We start from the raw sequence: 18,154 nt of genomic DNA on the forward strand, positions 1-18,154 counted from the left end.
GGGGCGGTGCGGAATCCGCACCGCCCCTTCGGGCATCGACGGCTCAGTGGCCGCCCTGCTCCTTCAGACGGGCGTACGCCTCGTCGACCAGCTTCTCGGCCTTCTCGCGGCCTTCCCAGCCCTCGACCTTGACCCACTTGCCGGGTTCCAGGTCCTTGTAGCGCTCGAAGAAGTGCGCGATCTCCTTGCGCTGGAACTCCGGGATGTCCTCGACGTCCTGGATGTGATCCCAGCGCTTGTCCTTGTTGGGGACCGCGACCAGCTTCTCGTCGGTGCCGGCCTCATCGCTCATGATGAGCACGCCGACCGGACGGGCCTCGACCAGCACACCCGGGAACACGGGCTCGGGCAGCAGCACCATGCAGTCCAGCGGGTCGCCGTCGCCGCCGAGGGTGTTCTCGATGTAGCCGTAGTCGGCCGGGTACATCATCGGGGTGTAGAGGTAGCGGTCCAGCCGCACGCGTCCGGTCTCGTGATCGACCTCGTACTTGTTGCGCTGACCCCGGGGGATCTCGATGGTGACGTCGAACTCCACGTCATCTCCTTCTGTGGGCGGTAGGGCTGCCGACTCGCCAGCTCGTTCGGGGGAACGACTGCGCACCGAGGATAGTGTGGACCGCGAGTGTGTGGGTTCGGCAGGGACGTCCCGGGGCCCCGAGCAGTAGCCATAGCCCCACCACAGGTATCAGGGAGACAGCGGCAGGTGTTTGGTCGGAACAAGCAGAACATCGGTGGTCTCGAGGCCAAGCGGCGCCGCAGAATCTGGATCATCGTGTCATCGGTGCTGGTCCTGGTGCTGGTGGCGGCCGCGTCGGTGGTCGCGATCCTGAAGCCGTGGACCGAGGAATTCCGGCACGGGGGCTTGACGATCGCCGACCCGCCCTGGCCCGTGAAGCCGGTCCCGCAGGTCGCGCCCGCTCCGGTGACCGCACCCGCCGCCACCACCAACGGTCTCACCGCCGCGCTCGCGCCGGTGGTCGGGAATCCGGATCTGGGCATCTTCGCGGGCTCGGTGTCGGACGGGGACACCGGCAAGGTGCTGTGGACCATGGACGCCGACAAGGCCATGATCCCGTCCTCCACGGCCAAGATCCTGACCACCGCGGCCGGACTGCTCGCCCTGCCCGACGACCACCGGCTGACCACCAAGATCGTGGCCGGCGCCACGCCCGGCCAGATCGTGCTGGTCGGCGGCGGCGACCCGACCATCACCGCGCAGCCGGACGGCAAGGGTTACTACCCGGACGCGCCGAAACTGCAGGACCTGGTCGCGCAGGTCAAGGCGTCGGGGCAGCGGGTGGACTCGATCGTGGTGGACAACTCCGCCTACTCCGGGCCCAACTTCGCGCCCGGGTGGGAGACCTCCGATATCGCGGGCGGATCCATCGCGCCCATGGACGCGGTGATGATCGACGGCGGGCGGCTCGATCCGCTGGTCGAGTATTCGCCGCGTACACCCACTCCCGCGCTGGACGCCGGTAAGAAGCTGGCCGCCGAGCTCGGGGTCGATCAGGCCAAGGTGACATTGGGCACGGCCCCGGCGGGTGCGGCCCAGTTGGCCGCCGTGCAGTCCGCGCCGCTGCGCGAACGCATGCTGCAGGCCATGGTGCACTCGGACAATGTGCTGGCCGAGGCCATCGGGCGCGAGGTCGCGGTGGCCAGCGGGCAGGAAGCCTCCTTCACGGGCGCGGTGACCGCCATGTCGACCGTGCTGCAGGCCGCGGGCTTCGATCTGGCCGGGCTGAAAATTTCGGACAACAGCGGACTTTCGACCGAGGACCACATTCCGCCGCGCCTGCTCAACCGGGTGCTGACCGTGGCCGCACTGCCCGCCAACGCTGATGCGCAAGGCAATTCGGCTGGTGGGCAAGGCAACTCGACCGCCGATCCGGCCTCGGACAAGGCCGGGGGCTCACCGCTGGCGCCGCTGCTGGATTACCTGCCCGTCGCGGGCGGCACCGGCTCGCTGGCGAACCGTTATGTAGATCGCGATCGCGATGGGGCGGGTTGGATTCGGGCGAAAACAGGAACTCTGTCCGTATCGAGTGCGTTGGTGGGTTATGTGCTGGACCGCGACGGACGGGTACTGACGTTCGCCCTCATGTCCAACGATCGGCCGCCGGAGGTGAGCCGACCCGCGCTGGACGCCGTCGCCAACGCACTGCGCAACTGTGGCTGCTCCTGACGGGTGGATGAACATGACCGGACCCGAAAACCCCTCGGCTCCCGCCGATTCGGAAGATCGTGAACCGACCAGGAAGAGCCGCACCCCGCTGACCGGCGTCGTGGACTGGAACGTGGCCGCGCGCACCGGGGCCGCGCTGGTGCCGTCCGGGCCGCGGACCTCGCGCTACTCCGCCGAACAGGCGGTCGCCGAACTCGCCTCCGCCTCGGTGCGCGCCGAGGGACCGGTGCGCGAGGTCAGCGGGCTGGACGACGGCTCGGTGGTGCCCGACGCGCTGATCGTGGACCGGCCCGGCTGGATCCGGGCCGCCGCGGACTCCATGTCGCAGCTCACCGGCAGCGGCGTCGAGGCCGGGGCCACCGGCAAATTCGTCGGCAAACCGGCCGGATTACAGGCCGGGGCCATGCTGGCCTTCCTATCCACGGCCATCCTCGGCCAGTACGACCCGTTCACCGGGCCCGACGGCACCCTGCTGCTGGTCGCGCCCAACATCATGGCGGTGGAGCGGGCACTCGGCGTGCCGCCCAGCGACTTCCGGCTCTGGGTGTGCCTGCATGAAGTCACCCACCGGGTCCAATTCTCTTCCGCGCCTTGGATCGCCGAGTACATGCGCGGCAATGTCGAGGTGCTCGGCGAGGCGGGTGACGAACCCCTCGCCGATATGCTGGCCCGTCTGGCCGAGGCGGTGCAGGCCCGCCGCCGCGGCGAGCAGGACCCGGCGGCCGGCGGCGTGATCGGGCTGCTGCGCGCCACCCAGGCCGAGCCCCAGCGCGACGCCCTCGACCGGCTGCTCATGCTGGGCACCCTCCTCGAGGGCCACGCCGACCACGTCATGGACGCCGTCGGCCCCGCCGTGGTGCCCTCGGTCGCCCGCATCCGCTCCGCCTTCGACCAGCGCCGCAAGCGCCCCACCAACCCGATTCAGCGCCTGCTGCGCGCCCTGCTCGGCATGGACGCCAAGGTCGCCCAGTACGTGCGCGGCAAGGCGTTCGTGGACGAGGTCGTCGACACCGTCGGCATGCAGCGTTTCAACACCATCTGGACCGAACCCGAAACCCTGCCCCGCACAGACGAAATCGGCGAGCCGCAACGCTGGGTGAGCCGCGTCCTGGGCTGATCGCGCGATACCGATTGCGCCTGTGCGGGATCCGAACGCGCCATCGTGGCCCGGCGCGATCGGCAGCCGGACCGGCACGTGCGACGATCTGGGCGTGACTGATCGGCCCCGGCTGCCCGAGACGCGTGCCGCGCTGGATATGCGGCGCGCCGTGCGGGAGTGGCTGGGGCGCTACGCCCCCGAGGGCGTCGTCGCGGTGGCTCTTTCCGGCGGCGCGGACTCACTGGCGCTGACGGCCGCCGCATGCGCCGAGGCGGACGCGGTCGATGCGCTGATCGTGGATCACGGCTTGCAGGCGGGCTCGGCGGAGGTGGCGGCCCGGGCGGCCACGCAGGCGCTGAAGCTGGGCTGTCGGTCGGCGCAGGTGCTGCCGGTGACTGTCGAATCTCCGGGTGGCCCCGAGGCGGCGGCGCGGCAGGCTCGCTACGCGGCCCTCGACGAGGCGCGGCAGGGGCTGCCGGTGCTGCTCGGGCACACCCTCGATGATCAGGCCGAGACGGTACTGCTCGGCCTGGCGCGCGGGTCGGGGGCGCGGTCGATTCAGGGCATGGCGGAGTTCGATGCGCCGTGGGGGCGGCCGCTGCTCGGGCTGCGGCGGAATGTGACCCGGGAGCTCTGTGGAGATCTGGGGATGGATCCGTGGGAGGACCCGCACAACACTGCGCCGGAGTTCACCCGGGTCAGGCTGCGGGCGGAGGTGTTGCCGCTGCTGGAGGAGGTGCTCGGGGGCGGGGTGGCCGCGGCGCTGGCCCGGACGGCGGCGCAGCTGCGGGAGGACGGGGAGGTGCTGGACGGGCTCGCCGGAGAGTTGCTGGCGGACGCGCGGGCGGGTGACGCGCTCCGAATCGAGACGCTCGCCACTGTCGCGCCCGCGCTGCGGCGACGGGTCATTCGGGGGTGGCTGCTCGAGCACGGCGCAAAATCATTGACGGACAGCAATTTACGGGCGGTCGAGGCGCTGGTCACACAATGGCGTGGACAGGGCGGTGTCGCGGTCGGCGGTTCATCGGGCGGGACCAGGTTGGTTGCCGCGCGTGAACATGGCAGGCTCATACTCAGGTCGGAGTGAACCCGCGCGCGGCCGATGCGCAGCCGGGTCGACACATCACTGAAGGGATACCAGCGGACGTGTACGGGGACGACATCGCGTCGGTGCTGATCAGCGAGGACGAGATCGCCGCCAAGGTCGAGGAACTCGCGGAACTGGTCGCCAAGCGCTACCCGGCCGGGGCCCCCGAGGGCGACCTGCTGCTGGTGGGCGTGCTCAAGGGCGCCATCTTCTTCATGACCGATCTGGCCAAGAAGCTCACCGTGCCGACGCAGATGGAGTTCATGGCCGTCTCGTCCTACGGATCCTCCACCTCGTCCTCGGGTGTCGTGCGCATCATGAAGGACCTGGACAAGGACATCGCGGGCCGCAATGTGCTGATTGTCGAGGACATCATCGACTCCGGTCTGACGCTGTCGTGGCTGCTGCGCAACCTGTCCAGCCGCAACCCGGCCTCGCTCGAGGTGGTGACGCTGCTGCGCAAGCCCGACGCGCTGCGCACCCAGGTCGACGTGATGGCCGTCGGCTTCGACATCCCGAACGAGTTCGTGGTCGGCTACGGCCTCGACTACGCCGAGCGCTACCGGGACCTGCCCTACATCGGCACCCTGGACCCGAAGGTGTACGGCGGCGCGTAGCCGCTACGATCGACGCAACTTCGAAGGCCGCCACCGAGATTCGGGGCGGCTTTCGGCCTTGATGTGAGGAATGTCACTCGGCGGATTTGTTTGAGAGATACGCCCGGCGCGGGCGTTGTTGCTGGGGATCCGCGATCGCGTGACGGGCGGATCCTCGGGCGGGGATGTGGTTCGGGTAACTGCTGGTCAAGTGTTCGCTTGGGGATGCGCGGGTGAGTTCCGGTGAATGGCCAGGAATTCGCGAGTCCGGTTAACAGAATGTTTCGCGGGCGTCCTATGCTGTCCATAACAAACCTGACGGCTGTTTTCTGATCCCGCTGCAAACTTTGGGGTCGGATTCGGCTGGAAAATCAAGACCGATTCTGATAGCAAGGGGCTATGGACCCGCATTTGCGCGACCTGCGGTATTTCGTCGCCGTCGCTGAGGAACTGCATTTCACGAACGCCGCCCAGCGGCTGCACATCGCACAACCCACCCTGTCACGACAGATCCGTCAGCTGGAGCGCCAGCTCGACGTCGTGCTGTTCGACCGCAATCAGCGCAGCGTGGCCCTGACCGTCGCCGGCAAGGAACTCCTCGAAGGCGCGCGGAAGATCCTGGAACTGTGGGAAGTCACCAATGTCGCCCTGCAGGAGGCCGGTGAGGTGCTGCGCGTCGGCATCCAGTCCTCCATCGGGCGCGGCCTGATCACCGACCTGGAGAGCGCCAGCGGCCACCGGCTCGCCCTGCACTCCGCGTCCTGGACCGACCCGTCCAGCGGGCTCGCCGGGCGCCAGGCGGACCTGGCCCTGATGTGGCTGCCGGTGCCCGACACCAGCCGCTACCGCTGGCAGGTGCTGCGCACCGAGCCGCGCTGGGTGCTGCTGCCGGAGAACCACGCGCTGGCGGGTCAGGAGAGCATCGAGTTCGCCGACCTGATCGACGAGCCGTTCATCGCCATGCCCGCCGAAGCCGGTGCGGCACGCGACTTCTGGCTGGGCGCGGACGCCCGCGGCGGACGTCAGGCGCGGATCGGCGCCGAGGCGGCCACGGCGGAGGAGCGGCTCGAGGCCGTCAGCCTCGGCCTGGGCGTGTGCCTGCTGGCCGAGAACAATGTCCCCATGTACCGCTGGCCGGGTCTGACCGCCCGCCCGGTGACCGGACTCGCGCCGTGCGAGCTCGCGGTGGCCTGGCGCGCCGACGACGACCGGCCGACCATCCTGGAGTTCGCGGCCCGCGTGCTCGAGGGCGGTTTCGCGGAGAAGGAACCGGTCGCGGCCGCGCCGTCGGCCGTGTAAGCAAGCGCTGTAAGCGATTCAGACGCCCGGGTGGGCGGCGGCAGAGGGTCGGAGGTTGCCGCCACCGCTCGGGCTTTCGCGTATCCGCGGCTAGGGCGCCAAGCGCTGCCAGGGATGCGCGGCCTCGATCTGCGCGGCCAGGCGCAGGATGGTCGATTCGCTGCCGGGCGGGCCCGCGATCTGCGCGGCCACCGGGGTGCCGGTGCGCGGGTGCACGCCCATCGGAATCGACAGGGCCGGCCAGCCGACCAGATTCCACAGTGGGGTGAACGGCGAGAACTTCACGTTCGCAAGGACATTAGCCAGCCACGGCCGCGAGTGCCAGCGCCGGGCGCGCAGCGCGGGGGTGGCCAGCGTCGGGGTGATGACCACGTCGTAGCGCTCGAAGTAGTCCTGCAGCCGCGACTCCACCCGATCCACCTGCGACGGCCGCAGCAGCCCGGACTTCAGCACCGCCCGGCCCAGCGCGACGTGCGTGCGGGTGCGGCGCTGCAGGCGATCCGGATGCGGGACCGTGGCGGCCTCGCGCGCGGCATTGGCCAGCCAGCGCAGCGTCAGCGCGAAAGTCGCGCCCTGATAAGGGAGTTCGGCCACGCCGATGATGTGACCGGCCCGCGAGGCGGCCGCGGCGGCCTTGTCGGCGGCGGCGGTCCAGGCCAGGTCGATATGGGTCAGCGGCATGGGCGCACCGGTCGCCAGGCCGATGCGCAGAGTTTGCGGGGTCTCCAGATCGGCCAGATCGGGACGGTCCGCGAGCACCGAGAGCATGAGCGCGGCGTCCGCGACAGTCGTTGCGAGGACCCCGTTTTCGGTCATCCCGCCCCAGGAGTCCACGCCCACCTCGGCGGGCACCAGGCCGCGCCCGGGCTTGAGGCCGACCACACCGCAGCAGGCGGCGGGGATCCGGACCGAGCCGAGACCGTCATTGCCGTGCGCGAGCGTGACCATGCCGGAGCCGACGGCCGCGCCGGAACCGCCCGACGAGCCGCCCGCGGAGTAGCGGGTGTTCCAGGGGCTGCGGGTGATGCTGCCCGGGCCGTCCGTGGCGCCCCAGAGCCCGAATTCGGGAACGGTGGTGAGGCCGACGACGACCGCGCCGGCCGACCGTAGTCGCCGCACCACGGGATGGTCGGTATCGGCGGGCCGGTCCGAACCGGACAGCGAGCCGCCGCGGGTCACCTCACCCGCCACATCGATATTGTTCTTCACCGCGATCGGCACCCCGGCCAGCGGCAGCATGTCCAGGTCCTGGCGTTCGGCCACCGCGCGGGCCTCGGCGCGGGCGGCCTCCTCGCGAACCAGGCTGAAGGCGTTCAGTTTCCGGTCCCGGCCGCAGATCCGCTCCAGTGCTGCGTCGACGGCCTGTTCGGGGGAGATGGAACCGTTCTGGACGGCGGCGGCGATGCCGACGGCCGTGGTCAGATCCGTGGGCGGACGGGATTCGGGTGAACTGTCGGAATCGGTCGTGGTGCTCGCCACCGCTGCCTCCTCGGTGGTCTCGGCTTGGACGCGATCGGCCGTCAGCGCCGTGCCCTCGTCGTACATGCTCGTCTTCCCCCGTCGCCTCGTGTCGAAATCGGGTGATCCGCTCGTGAGCCGCAAGTTATCATTCCCGCTACTGGTCGGGGATGATGGTGTCGGGTGTGGCGGGTTCTTTGTCCGAATCTCAGAATCCACGACATCCCAGGATCGACAGTGCGGATCGACGACATCCGTGCCGAGCCAGGTGGGTGCGGACATGACTTCTGGTTCCGATCACCGTTCCGGGGGATACACGGCCGGAACGGAATTCAGCGCGGTCGCCGCCTTCGCCGCGGCCTGGGACACCGCTGCCGCGCCGCCGCGCATCGCCGACTTCCTGCCCGACGCCAGCGCCCTGCGCCGCGGGGCGCTGGTCGAGCTCATCCGGGTGGATATGCGGCACCGCTGGCTGCAGCGGCCCGGACTCCCGCCCGGCACCAAGCCGCCCGCGCCCAAGCGGCTGCGCGAATACTGTTCCGAATTCCCCGAACTCACCACGCGGGATCTGCCCGCCGGGCTGGTGTACGAGGAGTTCGTGATCCGGCGGCACAGCGGCGAGCGGGTGGATCCGCGCGAGTGCCTGCGCGAGTATCCGCAGCAGGCGGATCAGCTGCGGGAACTGCTCAATGCCGACGACGAGGACCAGAGCACCCGCCGCGCGCTGCTCGAGGAGTCGACCCGCGGTGACTTCACCATCGCCCCGGCGCCGAAGCCGGGCGAGGAGACCTTCCAGGCCCCGAACCCGTTCGACGGCGACTCCACCCGGGTGCCGGAGCCGGGGGAGGCGACGCTGTTCGACGAGCCCTCGCGGCTGGCCGGTGCGCCGCCCGATCGCACCCGCGTCACCGACGGCATCAGCGCGCCCGATACCGGCGAACTGCTCGACCGCATCGAGATCGGCCAGCGCATCGATGATTTCGATCTGCTCACCAGCCTCGGCTCAGGGGCCTTCGCGCGGGTCTTCCTGGCCCGGCAGCGGTCGCTGCAGCGGCTGGTAGCGGTGAAGATCTCCGCCGACCACGGCACCGAACCGCAGACCCTGGCCCAGCTCGACCACGACTACATCGTGCGGGTCTTCGACCAGCGGCTGATGTCGGACATCCGCACCGAATCCGGGCGGCGGCTGCGGCTGCTGTACATGCAGTTCCTGCCCGGTGGCACCCTGCTGGGCGTGCTGCGCTGGGTGCGGGCCACGCCGCCCGCCGAGCGCAGCGGGCAACTGCTGCTGGACGCGGTGGACGCGGCCATGGAGGAGAAGGGCGAGATCCGGCCCACCGATTCCAGTGTGCGCGCGGAGATCGCGGGGCTGAGCTGGCCGGAAACCGTTGCGTGGCTGGGGCGTCGGCTGGCCGAGGCGTTGGACTACGCGGACGGGCACGGGGTGCTGCACCGGGATGTGAAGCCCGCGAACGTGCTGCTCACCGCCGAGGCGGTACCGAAACTTGCTGATTTCAATATCAGTTTCAGCCGGAACGTCGACGGCTCCAGCCCGGTCTCGTACTTCGGCGGTTCGCTGTCCTACATGTCCCCGGAACAGCTCGAGGCCTGCCATCCCGGGACCGCCACCACCGCCGCCGAACTCGACACCCGCGCCGATATCTTCTCCCTCGGCGTGGTGCTGTGGGAGCTGCTCACCGGCGCGAAACCCTTCGACGACTCCACCGCCGGGCCCGGCGACCACGGCGACCGCACCACGCTCGAGGCCATGCTGGCCCGGCGGCGCGGCGGCGTCGACACCGCCGCCCTCGACCGGGTGCCCGCCAACTGCCCCGCCGCACTGCGCCGCGTCCTGCTCACCTGCCTGGCGCCCGACCGCGAGCAACGCTGGGACAGCGGTGCAGAACTGGCCACCCAGCTCGACCTGTGCCTGGACGAGCGCGCCCGCGACCTGGTCGACCCGCCGCCGCGCAGCTGGCGAATGCGGCTGCGGCCGTGGATGATTCCGCTGGTCACCCTGGCCGTGGCGATACCCAACGCGCTGGCCTCGCTGTACAACATCGCGCACAATCAGGCGTTCATCGTCAGCCATCTGCCCGAATCGGCCATGCGCACCTTCGCCTGGACCACGGCGACGGTGAACCTGGTGTTCTTCCCGCTCGGCACGCTCGTCATCGCCTACCTGTGCCGGTACGTGATCCTGGTGCCGCGCGGACTGAGCAAGGGGCGCGACTACGACCCGGACACGCTACGGAAGGCCCGCGCGGACGTACTGCTCGCGGGCGAACGCATTTCGTCGGTGGTGTTCTCGCTGTGGGTGATCGCCGGCGTCACCTTCCCGCTGATCCTGCGGCTCACCGCCAGCGATCTGCCCGCGCGCGGAGTCGTGCACTTCCTGGTGTCGCTGGTGGTGTGCGGGGCCATCGCGGTGGCGTATCCGTTCTTCCTGGTCACCTTCTATCTGGTGCGCTGCATTTACCCGATGTTCCTGCGGCACGGGGACATCAGCGCCGAGGACTCGGCCTGGCTGCATCGGCTGGGCCACCGCTGCACCACGTATCTGGCGGTGGCAGCGTCGATTCCGCTGCTGGCGGTGGCGGGCGTGACCTTCCTGCCGCCGGACGACATTCCACAGGTGATCGTCGCCGTCCGGGTCCTGAGCGTGGGCGGGATCGCCGCGTTCGTGGCCGTCTACGTCATGTTCCGGGCGCTGGAGGCCGACCTGGCGGCGCTCGAGCGGGTGGTGTCCTCGGCCCGGCCGGCCGGGAACGCGGTCGGTACCGAACCGTGAGCGAGCTTCCGGCGCAAGCCATCGCCCGCTTCGCCGCCGATTGGGAATCCACCCTGCGGGGCGAGCGCGGCGAACCACCGTGCCTGGCCGGTTACCTGCCCGACGCGGAGGCCGTGCGGGTCGCGGTGCTCACCGATCTGGTGCGAGTGGACATGCGGCAGCGGTGGCGGCGGGCCGGACTCGAGAAGCGGATCACCGAATACCGCGCGGAATTCCCGGAGGTGTCGGACAGTCCGGCCTTCGCCGATCTGGTGTGCGAGGAGTACCTGGCGCGCAGCCGCTTCCGGCCGCTGGACGTGGACCACTTCACCGCCGAGTACCCGGAGGTCGCGGGGGAGATCCGGCGGCGGTTCAACGGCGGCTCGTCGCCGTCCGCACCGCCCGCGCTGCCGGACGGCATCGAAATCGGCCGCCGCCTCGATGATTTCGACCTGCTCACCGATCTCGGCGGGGATGAGGGGCGGCGCATGTTCCTGGCCCGGCAGCGGTCCATGCAGCGGCTGGTGGCGGTGCGGGTGGAGGCGGGGGCCGACAGCGACACCGACACCGTCGCCCAGCTCGACCATCAGCACATCGTGCGGGTCTTCGATCAACGGCTGATCGCGGACGGCAGCACCGGAAAACCGTTGCGGCTGTTGTACATGCAGTACCTGCCCGGCGGGACGGCCGAAGGGGTGCTGGCGCGGCTGCGCGCCGAATCGGGCGCGGCCGACGGGGGACTGCTGCTGCGGGCCGTCGACGCCGCGATGGAGGCCAAGGGCGAGAGCCGGTCCTCGGGATCCCGGGTGCGGGCCGAGATCGCCGGGCTGAGCTGGCCGGAAACCATTGCGTGGGTGGGGCGTCGGCTGGCGGAGGCGCTCGACTACGGGATGCGGCAGGGGGTGCTGCATCACGACATCCGGCCCGCCAATGTGCTCTTCACGGCGGAGGGGGTGCCGAAACTCGCGGATTTCGCACTGGGGCCGGTGTATTGGAACGCCGGATTCCACCGGACGGGATTCGCGGACGCGAATGACGCCGAGGCGCTGCGCTACCGGTCGCCGGAGGCGCTGGCGGCCCTGCTGGATCCGACCGCGCCCACGCCGGACAATCGCAGCGATATCTACTCGCTGGGCTTGGTGCTGTGGGAGATGCTCACCGGCACATTGCCATTCGAATCGGAGGGCGACACCGATACCGCCGCCGCCATGCTGGCCCGGCGCATCGCGGGTGTCTCGGAGACCGCGCTCGCGGCGCTGCCCGCCGACACTCCGGCCGCGCTGCGCCGGGTGCTGCTGGAATGCCTGCGGCCCGAGCCGTCGCGTCGCTGGCGGACCGGCGGGGAGCTGGCGGGGCAGCTGGACCTGTGCCTCGACGCGCGGGCGCGCGATCTGGTGGATCCGCCGCCGGGCAGTCTGTGGGCGCGGCTGCGCGGCTGGCCGGTGCCGATCGCGGTGCTGTGCGTGGGCCTGCCGAACGCGCTCGCGAGTTGGTACAACGTGCGAATCAACAAGAGCCTGCTCGTGGATGAACTGTCCGCGGTGGACCAGCATCGGTTCGCGCAGGTGACCCTGGTGAGCAATGCCGTCGCCTTCCCGCTGGCCGCGGTGCTGCTGTTGTGGCTGGCGCGCCGCCCGCTCGCGGTGTCCTATCGGCTGGCGCGCGGACAGGAGTACACCCCGGACCAGCTGGCCCGGGCCCGGTCCGACACCCTGCTGACGGGCGAGCGGGCGGTGTGGATTCCGTTCGCCATGTGGATGATCGCCGGAATAGCGGCGAATCTGACGCTCGCGCGCATGGGAGCGAGCCTGCCGCACAATGCCTACTGGCATTTCCTCACCGCGCAACTCGTGTGCGCGCTGATCGCGCTGGCCTATCCGTTCTTCCTGATCGTGGTGTACGCGATGCGGTCGCTGTATCCGCAACTGCTGGCGCGCGGTTCGGTCGGGCCCGCCGATCGGCGGCAGCTGCTCGCGCTGGCCCGGCGCAGCAATGTGTATCTGGCCGCCGCGGCGTCGGTGCCGCTGCTCGGTGTCGCGACATTGACGCTGGTGTCCACGGCGGACCTGTCGCTGGTGATCGTGCCGCTGCGCTGGCTGAGCGTCGGCGGGGTGCTGGCGTTCGTGCTCACCTACCGGTTGTCGCGACTACTGGAGGCCGATCTGATGGCGCTGGTGCGCGCCATTCCCGAAGGCGGACGCTGAGGCCCCGTAGGGTTGGGGGGTGGCGATACGCGGCAGTGTCGAAACCTCCTTGGCGGAGTTGGCGGCTCGCGTCCGCCGCCGCGCGGAAGGGCATCCCGGTCGGTTTCTGCTCGGCATCGCGGGCCCGCCCGGCGCGGGCAAATCCACCCTGGCGCGCGGCATCCGCGATGAACTGAATCTGGCCGCGGGCACCGCGATCGCCGAGATCGCGCCGATGGACGGCTTCCACCTCACCAATGCACAACTGCGCGCCGCCGGGATCCTCGACCGCAAGGGCGAACCGGACACCTTCGACGCCGCGGGCTATGTGAACCTGCTGCGCACGGTCCGCGACACCGCGCCCGGCACCACCGTGCCCTGGCCCACCTACGATCGCGAAATCCACGAACCCGTCCCGGGCGGAGTCGTTTTCGATCGCCAGACCATCGTGGTGACCGAGGGCAACTACCTGCTCCTCGACGACCGCGCCCATCCGGACTGGTCGGCCGTGCGGCCGCTGCTCGACGAGACCTGGTACCTGGACGTGCCCCGCCCGATCATCGAGCAGCGCCTGCTGCGCCGCCACATTCGCGGCGGGCGCACGCCGGACGCGGCGAAAAGCAAAGTCGCCAACAGTGATCTGCGCAATGCCGCGCTGGTCGAGGCCACCCGCACCCGCGCCGATCTGGTGCTGCGCAAGGCCGGGCGCGGCTACAGGATCGACTGAAAATCGAAGTGCCGCATCCACTCCCGCGTGCCGACGAACCGGCAGGAGAGGGCGGCGACCTCGGCTGCCCGCCGCAGCGCGAGTGGGAAATCGGTGTCCCGGTCGTAGAAATGGCAGAACGCTCCGTGCAGGATGTCACCCGCGCCGAGCGTGTCGATCGCCGCGACGGACGGCACCGGAACCTCGCCGCGCGCGCCCGGCATCGAGTATTCGATGGCCCGGCCGCCGTGCGAGATCGCGACCCGGGCCGGTCCGGCCGCATGCAGATGGGCGAAGACATCGTCGGTCGAATCCGCCTGCGCGCCAGGCGGAACGAATCCGCTCGAGCAGATGGCGATATCGACCAGCGGCAGCAGTTCGGCATGCACCGGCCGCCACCGTCCCGCGTCCAGGACCACCGGCACGCCCGCCTCCCGCGCCGCCGCGGCCAACCGTACCGCGGGCTCCGGATAGTGCCCGTCGACCAGCAGAATCGAAGCGGCGCCGAGCAATTCGGCGGCCGCGTCGGACGGTGCCGGGTGAATCCTGGACCCGTCCAGCGACACGATGGTCCGGGTGGCCGCCGCGGTGGCGACGATGATCGACGAGACCGGCGGCTGCTGATCCCCGTCCGGCGTCAGGTCGTGCTCCGCGACCCCGTGCTGGCGCAGATCGCCCCGGATCAGTTCCGCCAGCGCGTGTTTGCCGAGCGCGGTGACCAGCCGCGGCGTGCGACCGGACAGGAAGGCGTAGGTGACCGCGGCATTGGCGGCCGGTCCGCCCGCGCCCAGGAACAGGTCGGCGGCCTGGGTCTTGGAGTCCTCGGCGGGATACCGGTCGACGGCATAGGCGAGATCCAGTGTCGACAATCCGGCGAAAACCGCACTCCTGCTACCCATGCCGCCGACCCTACGACGAGCTATTCGCGCACCCGGTGCTCATAGGCCTTGCGCGCGTCGGAATCCACATCGTCCAGGAACGCGGACTGCGCGCCCAACGCCCGCCCGATGGCATCGCCCACCGCCTCCGGCAGGAAGCCCACCACCTGCGAGATGATGCCCGCCACCGTGGTGACCCGGACCTTGGAGCGGGGCGCGACGATCAGCTTGGCGATGGCGTCGGCGATCTCCTCCGGTTCGGCGGGGCGCAGCACCCTGGGCGCGGTAATGCCCGTTCCCAGTTCGGTTTTGGTGAGCGTCGGCAGCACCGAGGAGAATCGCAGCCCGGTGCCCCGGTACTCCTCGCGCAGCGTGTCGGTGAAGCCGAGCACCGCGTGCTTGCTGGCGTTGTAGGTCGCCAGGCCCGGAATGTGGGTCTCGCCCGCCAGTGAAGCGATATTGATGACGTGGCCGCGCCCGCGCGGCAGCATGCGCGCGATGGCCAGCTTGGAGCCCAGGATCACGCCGTACACATTGATGTCGAGAATGCGGCGGGTGATCTGATCCGGCTCGTCCACCACCCGCCCGGTCGGCATGATCCCGGCATTGTTGATCAGCACGTCGATCGGTCCCAGGCGGCGTTCCACGTCGTCGAGGAAGGCCCCGAAGGACTGCTGATCGGTGACGTCGAGCTTGCCGTACAGGTCGAAACCCCGTGCGGCGCCGGACTCCTTGACCGTGGTCTCGTCGATATCGCCGATGGCGATCTTCGCGCCCAGCGCCTGCAGCGCGGTGGCGGTGGCCAGGCCGATGCCGCGCGCGCCGCCGGTGATGACGACGACCTTCCCGGCGATCGTTCCGAAGTCGGTCATCACAGCCCCCGAACGGTCTTGATGATGGCGGGCAGGTCGATGCGGCGCAGCCCGCGGGTGCCCGCGGCCCGCATGGCGGCCATGGCGAAGGTCAGCTTGGGCGGCGAATACGGGAACCACAGCGGCTCTTTGGTCTGCGTCGGCAGGATCGGCTTGGTGATGGCCTGCTGGCGGCAGTACTTGCGCACGCCGTTCGCCCCGCCCCAGCGCGCGCCGGTGCCGGACAGCCCCCAGCCGCCCATTGGCAGCGCGAAGCTGAACATATTGGCGAACACGTCATTGATGTTCACCGCGCCCGCGTTCAGCTGGCGCGCAACGCGTTCGGCGCGATCCTTGTCGCCCGACCACACCGAGGCGGACAGGCCGTAGATCGAATCATTGGCCAGCCGAACGGCTTCCGCCTCGTTGGCCACCTTCATGACCGGCAGCGTCGGACCGAAGGTCTCCTCGGTCATGCAGCTCATGGTGTGGTCCACATCGGCGAGCACGGTCGGCTCGAAAAGCGTTCCGACGCCGGTGCGCTTGCCGCCGGTGGTGATCCGCGCACCGGCCTTGACGGCCTCCTCGACATGCCGCTGCACGATCTGCGCCTGGTTCTCGTTGGCCAGCGCACCCATGTCGTACTGCGGCTTGCGGCCGTCCACGCCCTGGCGGACCTCCTTGACCGCGGCGGTCAGCTTCTTCAGGAACTCGTCGTAGACAGGCGCTTCCACGTATACGCGTTCGACCGAGATGCACACCTGCCCGGCATTGAACAGGCCACCGAAGGCGATGCCGTGCGCGGCGCGATCCAGGTCGGCGTCGGCCAGCACGATGGCCGGATCCTTGCCGCCCAGCTCCAGGCTGAACGGGATCATGCGCTCGGTGCAGGCCGCGGCGATCTTGCGGCCGGTGGCGGTGGAGCCGGTGAACTGAATGTAGTCGGCATTGCCGACCACGGCCGCGCCCGTCTCGCCCGCGCCGGTGACGACCTCGAACACCGGCGGCGCGCCGATCTCACGCCAGCCGCGCGCGAGTTCGACGGCCGAAAGCGGTGTCACCTCGGACGGTTTCAGGATCACCGCCGCACCCGCGGCCAGCGCCGGGATCACGTCGATGACCGGCATGGCCAGCGGGAAGTTCCACGGCGTGATCACACCCACGACCTGGTACGGCCGGAACACCGTGGTCAGCTGCTTGACCCGGGCCAGCGGGCTGTGCGGCGAAGGATGTTCGTCGGCAAGGAATTTCGCGGCGCGGCGGGCGTAGTAGCCGGTGAGGTCGACCGAGAACGCCGGATCGATGAGCGCGTCCACGCGGGCCTTGCCGGTCTCGGACTGCAGCACGTCGGCGAGGCGATCGGTGTTGTCCACCAACCAGTCCTGCAGCTTGAGCAGCCACTCCTTGCGGCCGTCGGGGCCCAGCGCCTCCCAGGCGGGCTGCGCGGCCCGCAGGGCGCGGACGCGATCGGCGACCGTCTCGGCCGAATCGATGGGCACCGTGCCCGCCAGCGCGCCGGTCGCGGGATTGCGGACCTCGAGCTCGGTGGCCGGTTTCTGGACCGCCTTGGCGGGTTTACGGGTCCCGGTCTTGCGAGCGGTGCCCGCGGCGGGTTCGGTATTGGTCACGGTGTGCCTTCCCCAGGTGCGCTGCGTTGCGACGGGCGAGCTGTGCCACAGCTCACTGGACTATGATCGTGACACAATTTCGAGGGCCGCTGCTTGGCCAATCGGGTCAATTGTTCGGGCAGGTTTTGTGCTCTGAGTACAACGCGAGAGGTGTATTGGTGGCGACCACCAGCAATGGCCCGGAGATCCGGCAGTGGATCGCCGACTTCGTCGCCGAAACACTGCCCGCCGAGACCCTCGAACAGGTCGTCACCCGCCTCGACAACGCGATCATCGCCCGCATCCCGGAACTGCGGGACCGCGATATGCGCCGCGACCTCGCCGCCAGCAGCCGGGCCCACGCCGTCGCCGTGCTCAGCGGCCTCACCCAGGACCGCTTCGACTATCCGGTCCCCGAGGAGGCGCACGCCTTCGCCCGCACCGTCGCCCGCCGCGGCTACGACGTGCGGCTGCTGCTGCGCGTCTACCACCTCGGCCAGGAGGCGGTCATCGACTACATGACCGAGGTGCTCGAACAGCGGCAGCTGCCGCGCGACATCGAAAGATCGGTGCTGCTACGGCTTTTCGACCGCACCACCCGCTGGGTCAGTACCTCGGTCGAACAGCTCACCGACACCTACACCGCCGAACGCGAACGCGGCCTGCGCGCGGCGTTCACCCAGCGCGCCGAGATCGTGCGGGCCCTGCTGGACGGGGCGGAGGTGGACGCCGAAAGCGCCTCGGCCCGACTCGGATACCGGCTGGCGCAGCGGCATCTGGCGCTGGTGCTGTGGACCGACGAGGACACCGCGCCGCTGCCCTCGGCCGGCGACGGCGAGGCGGTCGGGCAGCTCGACCGGATCGTGGCGCGCTATGCGGCCACGCTCGGCAACGGCAGCTTCCTCACCATGCCCTCGGGCGCGTCGGCGCTGTGGGGCTGGGTCGGGGTGGACGGCGAGGTGCCCGACCCGGGCGATCCGGTGTGGTCGGTCGAGGCGCCCGTCCGGGTCGCGGTCGGCCTGCCCGCCGCGCACACCGCCGGATTCCGCGCCGGCCATCGCGAGGCGGTCGCGGCCCGGCACGTCGCCGAGCGCGCCCGCCCGGGCATCGCGCGGGTGCTGCACTACTCGGAGGTGGAGGTCGCCTATCTGGCGGGCGCCGACGAGGTCGCCATGCGTTCGCTCGTCGAACGGGAACTGGGCGCGCTCGCCGCGCCGGACGCGCAGTCGGCGCGGCTGCGGGAGACCCTGCACGCCTATCTGCGAGCTCGCCGCAGCCCCGATGCGGCGGCGAAACTCCTCGGCGTGCACAAGAACACGGTGCGATACCGGATTCAGCGCATAGAAGAACTACTCGGTCACTCTCTCGACCAACGCGGGCCGCGGTTGGAGATCGCGCTCGACTGCGTGGCCGTCTACGGCGTGTGAGCCCGCGA

General features: G+C 70.1%; 14 protein-coding genes. 9 read left to right on the forward strand and 5 right to left on the reverse strand.

The genetic code is table 11. From position 1 onward, the window contains the following. Positions 1 to 43 precede the first annotated feature (43 nt). Positions 44 to 535: an inorganic diphosphatase gene (ppa, locus tag ACAM49_RS04300; protein WP_040802838.1), complete on the reverse strand. Its 492-nt coding sequence runs from the start codon at positions 533 to 535 to the stop codon at positions 44 to 46. 168 nt (positions 536 to 703) lie between these two features. On the opposite strand from ppa, the gene ACAM49_RS04305 reads away from it, so the two are divergent. The 5 genes from ACAM49_RS04305 (at position 704) to ACAM49_RS04325 (ending at position 6,266) form a co-directional block, all read left to right on the forward strand. Then, the gene (locus tag ACAM49_RS04305; protein WP_369634137.1) at positions 704 to 2,185 is read left to right on the forward strand and encodes a D-alanyl-D-alanine carboxypeptidase/D-alanyl-D-alanine-endopeptidase; all 1,482 of its coding nucleotides are present in this window, start codon (positions 704 to 706) and stop codon (positions 2,183 to 2,185) included. Positions 2,186 to 2,198: 13 nt separating this feature from the next. Further along, positions 2,199 to 3,302: a zinc-dependent metalloprotease gene (locus ACAM49_RS04310; protein ID WP_369634138.1), complete on the forward strand. Its 1,104-nt coding sequence runs from the start codon at positions 2,199 to 2,201 to the stop codon at positions 3,300 to 3,302. A 139-nt stretch (positions 3,303 to 3,441) separates the two neighbouring features. Next, entirely contained in the window at positions 3,442 to 4,371 is a 930-nt protein-coding gene (tilS, locus tag ACAM49_RS04315; protein WP_369634186.1) for a tRNA lysidine(34) synthetase TilS, read from the forward strand. Between the two features lie 59 nt (positions 4,372 to 4,430). Next, entirely contained in the window at positions 4,431 to 4,988 is a 558-nt protein-coding gene (gene hpt, locus ACAM49_RS04320; RefSeq protein WP_369634139.1) for a hypoxanthine phosphoribosyltransferase, read from the forward strand. A gap of 378 nt (positions 4,989 to 5,366) precedes the next feature. Then, positions 5,367 to 6,266 (forward strand): LysR family transcriptional regulator, encoded by a 900-nt coding sequence (locus ACAM49_RS04325; RefSeq protein ID WP_040802847.1) that lies wholly within the window; start codon positions 5,367 to 5,369, stop codon positions 6,264 to 6,266. A gap of 90 nt (positions 6,267 to 6,356) precedes the next feature. On the opposite strand, the gene ACAM49_RS04330 is transcribed toward ACAM49_RS04325, so the two are convergent. Beyond that, positions 6,357 to 7,811: an amidase gene (locus tag ACAM49_RS04330; RefSeq protein ID WP_369634140.1), complete on the reverse strand. Its 1,455-nt coding sequence runs from the start codon at positions 7,809 to 7,811 to the stop codon at positions 6,357 to 6,359. A gap of 193 nt (positions 7,812 to 8,004) precedes the next feature. Between ACAM49_RS04330 and ACAM49_RS04335 the strand changes: the two genes are divergently transcribed. The 3 genes from ACAM49_RS04335 to ACAM49_RS04345 are packed head-to-tail and all read left to right on the forward strand — an operon-like array spanning position 8,005 to position 13,404. Continuing rightward, a complete protein-coding gene (locus tag ACAM49_RS04335; RefSeq protein ID WP_369634141.1) occupies positions 8,005 to 10,515 on the forward strand; it encodes a serine/threonine-protein kinase in 2,511 nt (836 codons plus the stop codon). Then, on the forward strand, positions 10,512 to 12,698 hold the full coding sequence (locus ACAM49_RS04340) for a protein kinase (protein WP_369634142.1): 2,187 nt from the start codon (positions 10,512 to 10,514) through the stop codon (positions 12,696 to 12,698). The genes ACAM49_RS04335 and ACAM49_RS04340 overlap by 4 nt, the downstream gene beginning before the upstream one ends. Positions 12,699 to 12,717: 19 nt before the next feature. Then, entirely contained in the window at positions 12,718 to 13,404 is a 687-nt protein-coding gene (locus ACAM49_RS04345; protein WP_369634143.1) for a nucleoside/nucleotide kinase family protein, read from the forward strand. Here the strand turns inward: ACAM49_RS04345 and ACAM49_RS04350 are convergent. From ACAM49_RS04350 to ACAM49_RS04360, 3 genes are read right to left on the reverse strand one after another with little or no spacing between them, the layout of a single operon-like run. Beyond that, positions 13,389 to 14,282 (reverse strand): PfkB family carbohydrate kinase, encoded by an 894-nt coding sequence (locus ACAM49_RS04350; RefSeq protein ID WP_369634144.1) that lies wholly within the window; start codon positions 14,280 to 14,282, stop codon positions 13,389 to 13,391. The two genes, ACAM49_RS04345 and ACAM49_RS04350, sit on opposite strands and share 16 nt — an antisense overlap. 20 nt (positions 14,283 to 14,302) lie before the next feature. Next, the gene (locus tag ACAM49_RS04355; protein ID WP_369634145.1) at positions 14,303 to 15,133 is read right to left on the reverse strand and encodes an SDR family oxidoreductase; all 831 of its coding nucleotides are present in this window, start codon (positions 15,131 to 15,133) and stop codon (positions 14,303 to 14,305) included. Beyond that, positions 15,133 to 16,740, reverse strand: a complete 1,608-nt coding sequence (locus ACAM49_RS04360) for an aldehyde dehydrogenase family protein (RefSeq protein WP_369634146.1) — start codon at positions 16,738 to 16,740, stop codon at positions 15,133 to 15,135. Before ACAM49_RS04360 ends, ACAM49_RS04355 begins: the two co-directional genes overlap by 1 nt. A 158-nt stretch (positions 16,741 to 16,898) precedes the next feature. Between ACAM49_RS04360 and ACAM49_RS04365 the strand changes: the two genes are divergently transcribed. Then, positions 16,899 to 18,146, forward strand: a complete 1,248-nt coding sequence (locus ACAM49_RS04365) for a PucR family transcriptional regulator (protein ID WP_369634147.1) — start codon at positions 16,899 to 16,901, stop codon at positions 18,144 to 18,146. Positions 18,147 to 18,154 lie beyond the last annotated feature (8 nt).

This window comes from Nocardia sp. JMUB6875, from assembly GCF_041154655.1.
Lineage (GTDB): Bacteria > Actinomycetota > Actinomycetes > Mycobacteriales > Mycobacteriaceae > Nocardia.